The 15962-nt window shown below is 56.1% G+C and carries 10 protein-coding genes; 2 read left to right on the top strand and 8 right to left on the bottom strand.

Features of this window, described 5'->3' with window-relative positions:
• Positions 1 to 151 precede the first annotated feature (151 nt).
• Complete coding sequence (gene relA, locus ACIP6T_RS19675; RefSeq protein ID WP_097096237.1) at positions 152 to 2383, bottom strand: GTP diphosphokinase; 2232 nt, start codon at positions 2381 to 2383, stop codon at positions 152 to 154.
• A 32-nt stretch (positions 2384 to 2415) separates the two neighbouring features.
• Entirely contained in the window at positions 2416 to 3732 is a 1317-nt protein-coding gene (gene rlmD / locus ACIP6T_RS19670) for a 23S rRNA (uracil(1939)-C(5))-methyltransferase RlmD (RefSeq protein ID WP_345828489.1), read from the bottom strand.
• Between the two features lie 91 nt (positions 3733 to 3823).
• Between rlmD and barA the strand changes: the two genes are divergently transcribed.
• Positions 3824 to 6553 carry a two-component sensor histidine kinase BarA gene (gene barA / locus ACIP6T_RS19665; protein ID WP_345828487.1) on the top strand — a complete coding sequence of 910 codons (2730 nt, stop codon included), beginning with the start codon at positions 3824 to 3826 and terminating at the stop codon, positions 6551 to 6553.
• A 241-nt stretch (positions 6554 to 6794) separates the two neighbouring features.
• Here the strand turns inward: barA and ACIP6T_RS19660 are convergent, their stop codons facing one another.
• The 6 genes from ACIP6T_RS19660 to ACIP6T_RS19635 form a co-directional block, all read right to left on the bottom strand.
• Entirely contained in the window at positions 6795 to 7934 is a 1140-nt protein-coding gene (locus ACIP6T_RS19660) for a glycerate kinase (RefSeq protein WP_400458504.1), read from the bottom strand.
• Positions 7935 to 8019: 85 nt separating this feature from the next.
• Positions 8020 to 8904 (bottom strand): 2-hydroxy-3-oxopropionate reductase, encoded by an 885-nt coding sequence (gene garR, locus ACIP6T_RS19655; RefSeq protein ID WP_400458502.1) that lies wholly within the window; start codon positions 8902 to 8904, stop codon positions 8020 to 8022.
• Between the two features lie 19 nt (positions 8905 to 8923).
• Positions 8924 to 9691, bottom strand: coding sequence for a 2-dehydro-3-deoxyglucarate aldolase (gene garL, locus ACIP6T_RS19650; protein WP_400458500.1), 768 nt, complete (start codon positions 9689 to 9691; stop codon positions 8924 to 8926).
• Positions 9692 to 9743: 52 nt separating this feature from the next.
• On the bottom strand, positions 9744 to 11075 hold the full coding sequence (gene gudD, locus ACIP6T_RS19645; RefSeq protein WP_400458498.1) for a glucarate dehydratase: 1332 nt from the start codon (positions 11073 to 11075) through the stop codon (positions 9744 to 9746).
• Between the two features lie 10 nt (positions 11076 to 11085).
• Positions 11086 to 12432 carry an enolase C-terminal domain-like protein gene (locus tag ACIP6T_RS19640; protein WP_097096226.1) on the bottom strand — a complete coding sequence of 449 codons (1347 nt, stop codon included), beginning with the start codon at positions 12430 to 12432 and terminating at the stop codon, positions 11086 to 11088.
• 9 nt (positions 12433 to 12441) lie between these two features.
• On the bottom strand, positions 12442 to 13788 hold the full coding sequence (locus ACIP6T_RS19635) for an MFS transporter (RefSeq protein WP_097096225.1): 1347 nt from the start codon (positions 13786 to 13788) through the stop codon (positions 12442 to 12444).
• Positions 13789 to 14296: 508 nt separating this feature from the next.
• On the opposite strand from ACIP6T_RS19635, the gene garD reads away from it, so the two are divergent.
• Positions 14297 to 15856 carry a galactarate dehydratase gene (gene garD, locus ACIP6T_RS19630; RefSeq protein ID WP_400458495.1) on the top strand — a complete coding sequence of 520 codons (1560 nt, stop codon included), beginning with the start codon at positions 14297 to 14299 and terminating at the stop codon, positions 15854 to 15856.
• Positions 15857 to 15962 lie beyond the last annotated feature (106 nt).

The raw sequence follows: 15962 nt of genomic DNA, 5'->3' as shown, positions 1-15962 counted from the left end.
GCTCACTTAAGCAAAAAAATGCCTGTTTATGCAGGTGCGCATGAATGCGCACCCTACGAAAACCCGGCGATATCCACGTAGGGTCACCATTCATGGTGACCGATTCATGCTTAACTGACGAGCATTACGCCATTTATGGCGACCCGCTAAATCAATGCAAACGGCGCGCGTCAATAATATCCGGCACCTGATTAAGACGTGCCAGCACGCGGCCGAGCACCTGCTGGTTATAGATCTCAATATCCATATCGATGGTGGCAAGCTGCTTTTTGGTATCGCTGCGGCTGGAAACGCCCAGTACATTGACCTTTTCGTTAGCCAGAATCGTGGTGATGTCACGCAGCAGACCGCTGCGATCGTTGGCGGTGACGCGCACCACCAGCGAGTAACCGCTGGAGTAATCTTCGCCCCACACGGCATCAACGATACGTTCCGGCGCGTGGGAAATGAGTTCGGTTAACTGGTCGCAATCCGCGCGGTGAATCGAGATGCCGCGACCTTGCGTGATAAAGCCCACGATATCATCACCGGGAATCGGCTGGCAGCAGCGTGCGATGTGGTGCAGTAGATTGCCCACGCCTTCCACCACCACGCGTCCGCTCTCTTTGCGTGAAGACGATGCATGCGACTTCTGCGTCAGCTGGCGCAGCGCTTCGCGATCTTCCTCTTCCGCACTCGGCTTGTTGAGCTTGCCCTGCAGGAAGTTCACCATCTGATTGAGGCGAATATCACCGCCGCCAATCATCGCCAGCAATTCATCCTGCGAGCTGACGTTATAGCGCGGCAGCAGCAGTTTCTCGGCCTCGCGCATGCTGATATCCATCTGATTCAGCTCGCTTTCGAGGATCTGACGGCCGGCAATAATATTTTTGTCACGATCCTGCTTACGGAACCAGGCGTGAATTTTCGAACGGCCGCGGCTGGTGGTGATATAGCCGAGATTCGGATTCAGCCAGTCGCGGCTTGGATTTGGCTGCTTTTGGGTGATCACTTCAATCTGATCGCCCATCTGCAGCTGATAGGTGAACGGTACGATGCGTCCGCTGATCTTAGCGCCAATGCAGCGGTGGCCGATATCGCTATGAATATGGTAGGCGAAATCGAGCGGCGTTGAGCCCGCCGGCAGATCGACCACGTCGCCTTTCGGCGTAAACACGTACACGCGATCGTCAAACACCTGGCTGCGCACCTCTTCCAGCATCTCGCCAGAATCGGCCATCTCTTCCTGCCAGGTAATCAGCTTACGCAGCCAGGCAATGCGTTCTTCGTGTCCCGCCGCGCCGCGCGCGTTGCTGGTGGTCGGCCCTTCTTTGTACTTCCAGTGCGCCGCTACGCCCAGCTCCGCATCTTCGTGCATTTGACGCGTACGAATCTGGATTTCAACCGTTTTGCCCTGCGGGCCCAGCACCACGGTATGAATGGATTGATAGCCGTTAGGTTTCGGATTAGCGACGTAATCGTCAAACTCACTCGGCAAATGGCGGTACAGCGTGTGCACCGTTCCCAGCGCGCCGTAGCAATCCTGCAGACGCTCAGCGACAATACGCACCGCGCGTACGTCAAACAGTTCATCAAACGCTAATGACTTCTTCTGCATCTTGCGCCAGATGCTGTAGATGTGTTTCGGGCGGCCGTACACTTCTGCCCGCACGCCCTCTTTCTGCATTTCTGCGCGCAGGTTCTCAACGAAGCTCTCAATATACCCTTCGCGGTCGATACGGCGCTCATGCAGCAATTTAGCGATGCGCTTATATTCATCGGGGTGCAGATAGCGGAAGCAGTAGTCTTCCAGCTCCCATTTGAGCTGACCGATACCCAGGCGATTGGCCAGCGGCGCGTAGATATTGGTGCTCTCTTTCGCCGCAAGCACGCGCTCATCTTCAGGCGCATCTTTCATTTCACGCAAATGAGCAATGCGTTCGGCGAGCTTGATGACCACGCAGCGGAAATCTTCCACCATCGCCAGCAGCATACGGCGGACATTATCCACCTGCTCAGAGGCCATCGAATCGTTATGAATGGCTTTCAGCTGGCGAATGGCATCCATATCGCGTACGCCGTGCACCAGCATGACAATGCCTTTGCCAAACGCTTGCTCCAGATCCTCTTCGCTCACCACATCGGCATTGGCTAACGGAAACAGCAGCGCAGCGCGCAGGCTATCAATGTCCATGCTGAGCATGGTGAGGATTTCCACCATCTCAATGCCACGCCACAGCAGCAGAGCCTGATCAGGATGGTTGTGCGTTTCGGCTTCACAGTAGCGCCACGCATCCGCCAGTCGCTGGCAAGATTGCGGATTGTTGATACTTAAACTGGCGATCCACTGGTCAAGGGCAAACTCACCCGCCGTATTTAAATGCGCACTTCTAACCGCAACCATATCCTCTCCTGCCACAGCGATGTGGACATCGCTTATGTTTTGCTAAATAGCACCATGGACTCGAGATGACTGGTATGTGGGAACATATCCAGCATCGCAACCCTTTCCAATTGGTAGCCCGCTGACAGCAATGTTTGACTGTCGCGTGCAAGTGTTGTTGGGTTACAGGAAACATAGACCACACGTTCCGGCGCAAGTTTAACCACATGCGCCATTACGCCCGCAGCCCCAGCACGTGCTGGATCTAGTAACACCTTGTTAAATCCCTGCGTCGCCCAAGGCTGACGCGTCACGTCCTCTTCCAGGTTATGCTGGAAAAAGCGAACATTCCCAAGATTATTCTGGGATGCATTATACGCTGCCTGTTGCACTAATGCTGCAACACCCTCCACACCTACTGCATTTTGTACGAATTTTCCCACAGGCAAAGTGAAATTTCCCATGCCACAGAACAGATCCAGCACGCGATCTTCCGGTTGTAAATCCAGCCACTCAATGGCTTTTGCCACCATCTGCTGGTTCACCCTATCGTTCACCTGAATAAAATTTTGCGGGCTAAAAGTGAGAGGTAAATCATAAGAACGATAAAACGGTTCGCGATCGCTCAGGGCCTGCAAAGTGTCACTGCCATCAGCCAAATAGAGCATTACCTGCTGCTCATGCGAAAAGCGTTCCAGCTTTGCACGATCGCCTAGCGATAACGCATCAAGATGACGAAGTACCATCAGCGGACCATTGTCTGCCAGCACCAATTCAACGTGGCCCAAACGTCGAGCCGCGCTTAGTTCACTCAGACAGCGGTACAACGGCGCTAACAACGCTTCAAGTTCGGGCACCAAAACCGGGCATTGCTTCAGTTCAACCAAATCATTGCTGGCCGCCTGACGAAAACCCATTTGCAGACGCTGCTGTTTTGGCTGCCACTGCACCCCTAAACGGGCACGACGGCGATAGCCCCAGGCATCGCCGCTGATAATCTCATCAACGGTAACCGGCAGTGGCGCATCACGGCTCAACATACGGCTTAATGCGCGCGCTTTGCTCTCCTGTTGTAACGCCACCGAGGCATGCTGTTGCTGGCAACCGCCGCACACGCCGAAATGAACGCAGCGCGGTTTTTCACGCTGTGGGCTAGGATTGATAATCTTGGTAGCTTTGGCGCGCGCATACTGACGCTTATCTTCCTGCACCGTAACGTCCGCCTGTTCACCCGGCAGCGCACCGCTAACAAACATCGCCTTGCCTTTATGGCGCGCAACACCTTGTCCAAAGGGATCAAGGTCTTCGATGGTGACGGATAAGCGTTGCTTTGTCGCCACACGCTGTTTTGCCGAGTAAAATTGCGCCATAGTATTGTGAAATCTCTATTTTATTGGGTGTGCAGCCAATCACGGCCGTTGCACAGGGATAAAAAATGCCAGGAGTCGCCAGGCCACAATTATGACCAAATATAGCCTGCGGGCGCGAATGATGATTTTGATACTGGCGCCAACGCTGATGATTGGCCTGCTGCTCAGTACCTTCTTCGTGGTTCACCGCTATAACGAATTACAACACCAAGTGCAGGACGCCGGGGCGAATATTATCGAACCATTGGCGGTCTCCAGTGAATACGGCATGACGTGGCACAATCGCGATGCCATTCGCGAGTTAGTGAGCCTGCTACATCGTCGCCACTCTAATATTGTCCGTGCCATCACCATTTTCGACAACAATAATCACGTCTACGTCACCTCGAATAACAATCAGAATCTGGCACTGCTGCAAAAAGAGGACATCTCCACGCTGGAAGATAGCGTCTCCGTTGAGCGCCAGGGCAATTTGATGATCCTGCGCACGCCGATTATTTCTGAACGCTACTCGGTAGATGAACTCCCGGGCGAAGATGCTAAACCTGCGGGCAATCCGTTAGGTTATGTGGCCATCGAGTTGGATCTGCAATCGGTGCGGCTGGAGCAGTACAAAGAGGTATTTGTTGCCACGCTGCTGCTGCTGTTTTGCTTGTGCATCGCCATGCTGTTTGCCTATCGCCTGATGCGCGATGTCACCGGGCCGATTCGTAATATGGTGACCACCGTTGACCGCATTCGCCGCGGTCAGCTCGATAGCCGCGTCGATGGCTACATGCTGGGTGAACTGAGCATCCTGAAGAACGGCATTAATGCCATGGCGATGTCGCTTACGGCTTATCACGAAGAGATGCAGCAGAATATCGATCAGGCAACTTACGATCTGCGTGAAACGCTGGAACAGCTGGAGATTCAAAACGTTGAGCTGGATCTGGCGAAGAAGCGCGCCCAGGAAGCGGCGCGCATTAAGTCCGAGTTCCTTGCCAATATGTCGCACGAGTTACGCACGCCGCTCAACGGCGTCATCGGTTTTACCCGTCAGATGCTAAAAACCGGGCTGAGTACCAACCAGCGCGATTACATGAGCACCATTGAGCGCTCGGCCAATAATTTGCTCAGTATCATCAACGATGTGCTGGATTTCTCGAAGCTGGAAGCCGGCAAGCTGGTACTGGAATCCATTCCCTTCCCGCTACGCGCCACGCTGGATGAAACGCTGGTGTTATTGGCACCCTCCGCGCATGACAAAGGGTTGGAAATCACCGTCTGCCTGGAAAAACAGGTGCCAGACAATGTGATTGGTGACCCGCTGCGTCTACAGCAAATCATGATCAACCTGATTGGCAACGCCATCAAATTTACCGAGCACGGTCATATTGATCTGCGCGTTGAACTGCGCAGCATTAACACGACACGTGTCGAGCTGGAAATACAGGTACATGACACCGGTATCGGCATTTCTGAACAGCAGCAGTCGCAGCTGTTCCAGGCATTCCGCCAGGCCGATGCCAGCATTACACGCCGCCACGGCGGTACCGGTTTAGGCCTGGTTATCACGCAAAAACTGGTGAGTGAAATGGGCGGTGAGATTGCGTTCCACAGCCGTCAAAATCAGGGTTCGACGTTCTGGGTACACATTCATCTCGATCTCAATCCGAACGCCCCCACCATTCCGCGCATGTTGGGCGATTTACGCGCCACGCCGCTCGCCTATATTGAGCCACATCCTGCAGTCGCCAAAGCGGTGCAGGAGATGCTGAGCATCACGCCGTTACAGGTGCAGCATTTCACCACTCTGGAAGAGATGCCCGATACGCACTTCCCGCTGCTGTTGATGGGATTGCCGGTTTCAGAGACCCATCCTGCCACGCTATCCGATGCCTTAATAAAACAGCTGCACGCGCGCGCTGATTCCGTGCTGCTGGCGCTGCCCAGCGAAATGATGCTGTTTGCCGACGATCTGCGGGCTCGCGGCATTGCGGGCTGCATTGCGAAACCGGTATCACTCACGCGCCTGCTGCCAATGTTACTGGATTTAGATGACTGGCAGCGTGATGCGCAGCCGCGAGGAACGCGGCAGCCGCTCACGGTAATGGCGGTGGATGACAATCCCGCCAATCTGAAACTGATTGGCGCCCTGCTGGAGGAGCAGGTACAGCACATTATTCTGTGTGATAACGCCGAGCAGGCCATTCGCCAGGCACGCCTGCACAAACTGGATGTGATTTTGATGGATATTCAAATGCCGGATATTGATGGCATTCGCGCCAGCGAAATCATCCGCAGCCTGCCGCTGCATGCCACCACGCCGATTGTTGCCGTTACCGCGCACGCGCTGGATGGCGAGCGTGAGCAGCTGATTAATGCTGGCATGAATGACTATCTGGCCAAGCCGATTGATGAAGATAAACTCAGCCAGTTACTGCAGCGTTATGCGCCACCTCGCGCGGCGCCACAGCCGCTGCGGCCGGATGTTGCGCCGTCGCTGGATTGGGCGCTGGCACTGCGTCAGGCCGCGAATAAACCCGATTTAGCCCGCGACCTGCTGCAAATGCTGCTCGATTTCCTGCCGGAAGTGGAAGAGCGCGTTGAAAGCGCGATGGCGAGGAACGATGTGGTTGGCCTGCGCGAGATTATTCACAAGCTGCACGGCAGCGCCAGCTACAGCGGCGTACCGCGTTTGAAACAGCTGTGTCAGCAGCTGGAGAAGAGTCTGCATCATGAGAGCGATATCGAGGCGCTTGAGCCGGAGCTGCTGGAGTTAAGCGATGAGATGGCGAACGTCGCGCGTGAGGCGAGGAAGCTGTTAGCGTTGGGTTAATGTTGTGCCACGTTTCCCCTCACCCCAGCCCTCTCCCGCAAGCGGGCGAGGGGACTGTCCTATGCGGAGTTGGAGATGAGTGCAAAATACTTCACCTCTACGAACGGTTCACTCACCCACTAGCGGCCGACGGGGCCGTCCTATACGAAGTTGAATTTGAGTGCAAAATACATCGCCTGTCCGAACGGTTCACTCTCCCACTTGTGGGAGAGGGTTAGGGTGAGGGCAACAGGAAAAACCATCATAACCCCTGCCCCGCCTTTATCGTCGCCGCCACATTGCGCGCCGTGAGCCGCACATTCTGCTCGGCATTAGCCAGCGCGTCGTCCAGCGTGCAGATGCTAAACAGTACGCTAAACACCGCATCCAGCCCGTGTTCGTGCACCACGCTGACGTCAGCCGTCAAGCTTCCGGCAATACCAATCACCGGCTTGTTAAACTGCTTCGCAACTTTGGCCACGCCAATCGGCACCTTGCCGTTGATGCTCTGACTATCAATGCGCCCTTCACCGGTAATCACCAAATCAGCATCTTTTACCTGCTCGGCCAAACCCAATGCTTCGGTAACAATCTCAATGCCGCTGCGTAGCTCGGCCTGACAAAATGCGTGCAACGCCGCGCCCATGCCCCCCGCCGCACCACCGCCGTCGATATGCAGCACGTCAATATCCAAATCGCGGTGAATAATGTCGGCGTAGTGTGCCAAAGCCTGATCCAGCTGCTGCACCAGCGCTGGCGTCGCCCCTTTTTGCGGGCCGAATATCGCCGAGGCGCCTTTGTCACCGGTCAATGGATTGGTGACATCGCAGGCCACTTCGAAGCGACACTGCTTAATGCGTGGATCAAGCTGCTCAATATCAATCCGCAACAGCTTTGGCAACGCGCCGCCACCGAAGGCAATTTGCTCGCCATGCTCATCCAGTAAATGTGCACCAAGCGCCTGGACCATGCCGGATCCGCCATCGTTGGTGGCAGATCCGCCAATGCCGATAATGACGTGGTCGACACCGCGATCGAGCGCATCTTTAATCAGCTCACCGGTGCCAAACGAGGTGGTAATCAGCGGATCGCGCTGCGCGGCCGGCACGAGCTCCAGCCCGCTGGCCGCCGCCATTTCGATAAACGCGGTGCGCGCGTCACCTGATAAACCGTAGAACGCATCCACGGGTTTGCCGAGCGGTCCTGTAACCGTCAGCCGGACAATGTTTCCCTGCGTTGCCGCCACCATCGCTTCAACCGTGCCTTCGCCACCGTCGGCAACCGGTATTTTCACGTAGTCAGCTTCAGGAAAGATCTCGCGGAAACCCGCTTCAATCGCCGAAGCCACTTCCAGGGCGGATAAACTCTCTTTATATGAATCCGGTGCGATGACAATTTTCATAGGCAATCCAGCGCGGTTGATGACGGATATCCGTCCTTGCTATGGCAGCGAGCCGCCCGGCATCCGCAGACGCCGGGCGCATGCACTACCGGGTGATCTCAACTTTTGCTAATTTTTCATAATAGCAGGCCAGCGCGCTATGATCCGACGTACCCTGTCCGTCCACTTTTAGCGCCTGCATCATCTCCATCACCGCGGCGGTCAGCGGCAGATGCGCGCCAATCTCGTGTGAAGTGTCCAGCGCATTGGCCAAATCTTTGATATGTAAATCGATACGGAAGCCCGGCTTGAAGTTACGATCCAGCACCATCGGCGCTTTGGCATCCAGCACGGTGCTGCCCGCTAAGCCTCCACGAATGGCCTGATACACCAGTTCCGGATTCACGCCCGCTTTGGTTGCCAGCGACAGCGCCTCCGACATCGCCGCGATGTTCAGCGCCACAATCACCTGATTGGCCAGCTTCGTGACGTTACCCGCGCCGATGTCGCCGGTGTGTACCACCGAACCCGCCATCGCTTTCATGATGTCGTAACACTGGTCGAATACCGCTTTATCACCGCCAACCATCACTGACAAGGTGCCTTCAATCGCCTTTGGCTCGCCGCCGCTCACTGGCGCATCGAGCATTTTGATGCCTTTCACCGCCAGCGCATCGTGCACTTCGCGGCTGGCTAACGGTGCGATGGAGCTCATATCGATGACGATGAGGCCTGGCTTCGCGCCTTCAATAATACCGTTGGGTCCCAGGCAGGCTTCTTTTACCTGCGGTGAGTTCGGCACCATAGTAATCACCACGTCAACCTGCTCGGCTACCTCTTTAGCGCTTTTCGCCACGGTAGCGCCCAGCTCAACTAATTCTGCTTCGTTGCTGGCATTGTGGTCACGCACCACCAGCGCATAACCGGCTTTCACCAGATTCTTACTCATCGGTTTGCCCATGATACCGAGGCCGATAAATCCAATTTTCATTGCCTTTCCCCTACGTCAGTTATTTTTTGAATTTGTCACACAGCGCCTGCGTGGCGTTGCGGAAAACACCCAGATCGCTGCCGACCGCCACAAAGCTGGCGCCCCACTCCAGGTAGCGACGCGCATCGGCTTCAACCGGTGCCAGAATGCCGCTCGGTTTACCCGCAGCTTTCGCGCGTTCAAATACGTGTTTAATCACTTTCAATACTTCAGGATGTGCCGGTTGACCGAGATAGCCCAGCGCCGCCGACAGATCGCCCGGTCCGACGAAGATGCCATCAACGCCGTCCACCGCAGCGATGGCATCAATGTTGTCTACTGCCTGCTGAGTTTCGATCTGCACCAGAACGGTAATGTTGTCGTTGATGGTGCTGTTGTAGTCCTGTAGCGTGCCGTACATGTTGCTGCGATGCGAAACCGAAACGCCACGAATGCCAGCCGGTGGGTAGCGGGTGGAAGCCACCGCGCGAATCGCCTCTTCCTCGGTTTCCACAAACGGCACCAGGAAGTTGTAGAAACCAATATCCAGCAAACGCTTGATGATAATCGGTTCGTTGCACGGCGGACGCACCACCGGCGCGCTGTGGCTGCCCTTCAGCGCCATCAGCTGCGGCACAAAGGTAGTGATGTCGTTCGGCGCATGTTCGCCATCCAGCACCAGCCAGTCAAAGCCCGCCAGTCCCAGCACTTCGGTGGTGAGTGGATTAGCCAGCGCACACCAGCTGCCAATCAGGGTTTCTCCTGCCAGCAAACGGCGACGAAAATTGTTCGGCCAGGCATTGCTCATTGTTTTCACTCCTGTCGGTTACAGCAGGCTCCCGCGCGGGGAGCCGGAAAAGTTAGCGCACCAGGCACGGACGCTTGTTATCAAAGGTCCAGTTCGGTACCAGGAACTGCATAGCCTGCGCATCATCGCGCGCGCCCAAACCGTGGTGCTGATATAGCGCATTGGCCTGCATCACCTGATCCATATCCAGCTCGACGCCCAGTCCCGGTTTCTGCGGCACTTGCACCATGCCGCCTTTAATCTGGAACGGCTCTTTGGTCAGTCGCTGATTGCCTTCCTGCCAAATCCAGTGCGTATCGATAGCGGTAATCGCCCCCGGCGCGGCGGCAGCCACATGCGTGAACATCGCCAGCGAGATATCGAAGTGATTGTTAGAGTGCGAGCCCCACGTTAGGCCGAAGTCATGGCACATCTGCGCCACGCGCACCGAGCCCTGCATCGTCCAGAAGTGTGGATCCGCCAGCGGAATATCGACCGATTGCAACGACAGCGTGTGGCCCATCTGACGCCAGTCGGTGGCAATCATATTGGTGGCGGTCGGCATGCCGGTGGCGCGGCGGAATTCAGCCATCACTTCACGACCGGAATAGCCCTGCTCAGCACCGCACGGATCTTCCGCATAGGCCAGCACGCCTTTCAGCTGCTTGCCGAGCAGAATCGCTTCGTTCAGTGACCAGGCACCGTTGGGATCAAGCGTCACGCACGCCTGCGGGAAACGCTTCGCCAGCGCCGTTACCGCTTCAGCCTCTTCGCCACCGCGCAGCACGCCGCCTTTCAATTTGAAATCGTTAAAGCCGTATTTTTCGTAGGCCGCTTCCGCCAGACGCACTACCGTTTCCGGCGTGAGCGCCTCTTCATGACGCAGACGATACCAATCGCATTTGTCATTTTCCTGGCTCTGATACGGCAACGCGGTTTTCTTGCGATCGCCGACGTAGAACAGGTAGCCCAGCATCTCAACGCGATCGCGCTGCTGGCCATCGCCAAGCAGTGATGCAACGTTAACGCCTAAATGCTGACCCAGCAGATCGAGCAGCGCCGCTTCAATGCCGGTCACCACGTGAATGGTGGTACGCAGGTCGAAGGTTTGATTACCGCGCCCGCTGGCGTCGCGGTCGGCAAAGGTGCTGCGCACCAGATTGAGAATGTTTTTGTATTCGCCGACGGTTTTCTGCACCACCAGCGCTTCAGCCTCGACCAACGTCTGACGAATCTTTTCGCCGCCAGGGATTTCCCCCACGCCGGTATGCCCGGCGTTATCTTTAATAATGACAATGTTGCGGGTAAAGAACGGCGAATGTGCGCCGCTCAGATTGAGCAACATGCTGTCGTAACCGGCCACTGGGATGACCTGCAGCGATGTAATTTTCGGTGTCTGACTCATTTCCTGCTCCTTAGACTTTATCGCGACCGAAGGCCGGACGCTTGCGGTCGAATGACCAATTGGGCACCAGATACTGCATCGCAGTGGCGTCATTACGCGCGCCAGCCGGCAGTGATGTGTACAGCGCGTTAGCCTGATGCAGGCGATCCCAATCCAGCTCGACGCCAAGGCCCGGCTTATCGGGCACGGCGATTTTGCCGTTGCGAATTTGCAGCGGCTCTTTGGTCAGGCGCTGATCGCCTTCCTGCCAAATCCAGTGCGTATCAATGGCGGTGGGTTTGCCAGGCGCAGCCGCGCCCACGTGGGTGAACATCGCCAGCGAAATATCGAAGTGGTTATTGGAGTGACAACCCCAGGTTAAGCCCCAGTCATCGCACAGCTGCGCCACGCGCACCGCACCGCTCAGCGTCCAGAAGTGCGGATCGGCCAGCGGGATATCGACTGAGTTAAGCATTACCGCGTGGTTCATCTCGCGCCAGTTGGTGGCGATCATATTGGTAGCCACCGGCAACCCGGTGGCGCGGCGAAATTCAGCCATCACTTCACGCCCGGAGTAACCCTGCTCAGCACCGCACGGATCTTCGGCGTAGGTCAGCACATCGCCCATGCCCTTACATAAGCGAATCGCTTCATCGAGCGTCCAGGCACCGTTGGGATCAACGGTGATACGCGCATCGGGGAAGCGCTTTTTCAACGCCGCCGCCGATTCAATCTCCTGTTCACCGGGCAGCACGCCGCCTTTGAGTTTGAAATCTTTGAAGCCGTATTTGTCCTGTGCCGCTTCCGCCAGACGCACCACGGATTGCGGCGTCAACGCTTCCTGATGACGCAGGTGATACCAATCGTGGCTAGCCCCTTCGCCGGTCAGATACGGTAAGTCGGTTTTACGACGATCGCCGAGATAGAACAGATAACCCAGCACCGTCACTTCATCGCGCTGCTGGCCCGGACCAAGCAGCTCTGCCACCGGCACGCCAAGGCATTGGCCGAGTAAATCGAGCAGCGCCGCTTCCAGCGCAGCAACCGCGTTGACGCGCAGTTCGAAGGTCCAGGCGCCTTTGCCGAAGGTATCAAAGTCCGCCGACTGATTGCCTTTGTGCACCTGCTGCACCAAGCGATTCATGCGTGCCACCTGCTGGCCTTTAACCTGCGGAATCGCCTCAACCAGCGTTTGGTAGATGGTTTCGCCGCCGGGCGCTTCCCCCACGCCGGTATGTCCCGCACTATCGGTGAGCACCACAATATTGCGGGTGAAGCAGGCGCTGTGCGCGCCCCCGATGTTCAGCAGCATGCTGTCGTAACCGGCAACCGGAATCACCTGCATTTCGGTGATCACCGGCGTGCTTTGCGTAGTCATAGTCCGTCCTTATGCTCGGGTTTTCAGTTCGACGCGTTTGATATCGCCCGCAATCACCAGGAAGCTAAACGCGGCGACAAAGGCATGGATACCGACATAAATCAGCGCGCCTTCAAACGATCCGCTGGTGGCGATGATGTACCCGATGGCAATCGGCGTGACGATGCCGGAGAAATTACCGAACATGTTGAACAGACCGCCGCTCAGGCCACTGATCTCTTTCGGTGCGGTATCCGCCATCACCGCCCACCCCAGCGCACCAATGCCTTTCCCGAAGAACGCCAGCGCCATGAAGAACACCACCACCCATTCGGTGTCGGTGTAGTTACACATCACCATCGAAATGGAGAGCAGCATGCCGAGCACAATCGGCGTTTTACGTGCGATATTCAGCGAGCCGGTTTTACGCATCAGGTAATCGGAGATCACTCCGCCCAATACGCCGCCGAGGAAGCCGCATACCGCCGGAATCGAGGCAATAAAGCCGGCTTTCAAAATCGACATGCCGCGCGCCTGCACCAGATACACCGGGAACCAGGTAATAAAGAAGTAGGTTAAGGCGTTGACGCAGTATTGGCCGAGGTAGATGCCCAGCATCATGCGGGAAGTGAGCAGCTGTTTAATCTGGAACCACTTCTCGCTCCAGCTCACTTTGCGTTCGGCTTTTTTGGCATCCATGTTGATCAGCGCACCGCCCTGCTCCATGTACTCCAGTTCGGCTTTGTTGACGCCCGGATGATCGGTGGGATCGTGGATCACTTTCAGCCAGATGAAACTGAGGATGATGCCCAATCCGCCCATGAACCAGAACACGTGCGCCCAGCCCACTTCTGACACCAGCCAGCCCATGATTGGCGCAAAGATTACCGTGGCGAAATATTGCGCCGAGTTGAAAATGGCCACCGCTGTGCCACGCTCCTGCGCCGGGAACCAGGCCGCGACGATGCGGCTGTTGCCAGGGAAGGAAGGTGCTTCTGCCAGCCCCACCAGGAAGCGCAACATAAACAGCGAAACGATGATGCCAAAGCCGCTGAACACGTCGACAAACCCTTGCAGCAGGGTAAACAGCGACCAGGTAAAGATGCTCCAGAAATAGACGCGTTTCGAGCCGAAGCGGTCAAGCAGCCAGCCGCCCGGAATCTGACCGATAACGTAAGCCCATGAGAACGCTGAGAAGATGTAGCCTAATCCGACTGAATCGAGGCCGATCTCTTTAGACATCGCCGAACCGGCGATCGAAATGGTGGCGCGGTCACCGTAGTTGAACGAGGTAACGATAAATAACATCACCACAATCCAGTAACGGGCGTTGGTGCGCTTTTGCACCGCTTCCGCTGTCTGGCTGAAACTATTCATGATGCACTCCTGAAATATAGCGTGAGCTACATTCGCTCTGACTGCATACACATCGCGTTGGGTATCAGAGAGAAGTTGGGTTAAACACGGCGATTTTTATAGTGGCAATACGATGATGCGTCGTGACGAATAACCTAACGTTGAAGAACGAGAATCAGTATAGGAACAGCCAGGCGGCGATACACTGGAAGAACGCATGAGGATTTGGGGTGATTAGTACTGTTTTTGTGGCATCTGCACATAACGCTGCGGCGTGGCTCACGGAACGGTTCGTTACCCCGTAAAGTTGCTCATTAAACGCACAAGCTAACGATACTTTGTGAGTCCCTTCACTTGCTTTTGGTGAAACGAACCAAATTACCGTGATAAATCCCCTTAAAGCCAGTCAGTTGCACAATGCGTAGGCCAATACCCCTGCATATACTGAGGCTGGCAAAAAACGATGACGTGATGGAAGCATTCTTAAACCGCGCCGCTATGTACCGCGCGACGAACTGGAAGGTGAGCAATGAACCGTCCTCTGACTGAAAAACCGCTCTATATCAAAGTACACGATGCCGATAACGTGGCGATCGTGGTCAATAATCAGGGATTGCCGTCCGGCACACGTTTCGACGACGGACTGCAGCTAACCGAACATGTGCCGCAGGGGCATAAAGTCGCGCTGAGCGATATCCCACAGGATGGCGCTATCCTGCGCTACGGTGAAGTGATTGGCTACGCGCTACGCCCGATTGCACAAGGCAGCTGGATTGAAGAATCGCTGGTGGCGCTACCCGAAGCGCCGCCGCTCAACAGTTTGCCGCTGGCAAACAATGTGCCGCCCGCCCTGCCACCGCTGGAGGGTTATACCTTTGAGGGTTATCGCAACGCCGATGGCAGCGTAGGAACACGCAACCTGCTCGGTATCACTACCAGCGTGCACTGCGTGGCTGGGGTAGTGGATTACGTGGTGCAGATCATTGAACGAGATTTGCTGCCGCGTTATCCCCATGTCGATGGCGTGGTGGCGCTGAATCATCTGTATGGCTGCGGGGTCGCGATCAATGCGCCTGCCGCGGTGGTGCCGATTCGCACCATTCATAATCTCGCGCTCAATCCTAATTTTGGCGGTGAAGTGATGATCGTCAGCCTCGGCTGCGAAAAATTACAGCCGGAGCGTCTGCTGACCGGTACGCCGGACGTGCAGGCCCTTTCGCTCGATGATAACGACATTGTGCGTCTGCAAGATGAGCGACTGGTGGGCTTTGGAGCGATGGTGGATGAAATCCTGCAGGTCGCCGAACGTCATCTGAAAAAGCTCAATCAACGCCAGCGGGAAACCTGCCCGGCCTCTGAGCTAGTGATCGGCACGCAGTGCGGCGGCAGCGACGCCTTCTCCGGTGTAACGGCGAATCCGGCGGTAGGCTTTGCTTCTGATTTGCTGGTGCGCTGCGGCGCGACGGTGATGTTCTCGGAAGTGACTGAAGTGCGCGATGCTATTCATCTGCTGACGCCACGCGTGGTGGATGAAACCGTTGGCAAGCGGCTACTGGAAGAGATGGCGTGGTATGACGATTATCTCAGCCAGGGCCAGACCGATCGCAGTGCAAATCCCTCACCGGGTAATAAAAAAGGTGGGCTGGCAAACGTGGTTGAGAAAGCGCTGGGATCGATTGCCAAATCGGGCCGCAGTCCGATCGTCGAGGTGTTGTCGCCAGGCCAACGTCCAACCCAGCGCGGGCTGATTTATGCCGCGACGCCCGCCAGTGATTTCGTATGCGGCACGCAGCAGATGGCATCGGGTATTACGTTGCAAGTGTTCACTACCGGGCGCGGCACGCCTTACGGTTTGGCGGCGATTCCGGTGATTAAAATGGCGACGCGCAATGCGCTGGCCGAACGCTGGCATGATTTGATGGATATCAATGCCGGAACCATTGCGACGGGCGAAGAGAGTATTGAGCAGGTCGGCTGGCGATTGTTTGAGTTGATTCTGGATATTGCCAGCGGGCGCAAACAAACGTGGTCAGATCGATGGGGGATCCGCAATCAGCTGGCGGTGTTTAATCCTGCGCCGGTGACGTGATTGCCCCTCACCCCAGCCCTCTCCCGCAAGCGGGCGAGGGAGCAGTCCGTGCGAAGTCGAAATGAAGTGCATCTCTCATACCAATCCGCGATCGGTTCCCTCTCCC

Source organism: Pantoea sp. NPDC088449 (assembly GCF_044753225.1).
In the GTDB taxonomy this organism is placed as follows: Bacteria; Pseudomonadota; Gammaproteobacteria; order Enterobacterales; family Enterobacteriaceae; genus Pantoea; species Pantoea floridensis.
Note: the sequence above shows the minus strand (reverse complement) of the source record. Positions and strands in the feature narration are given on the sequence as shown.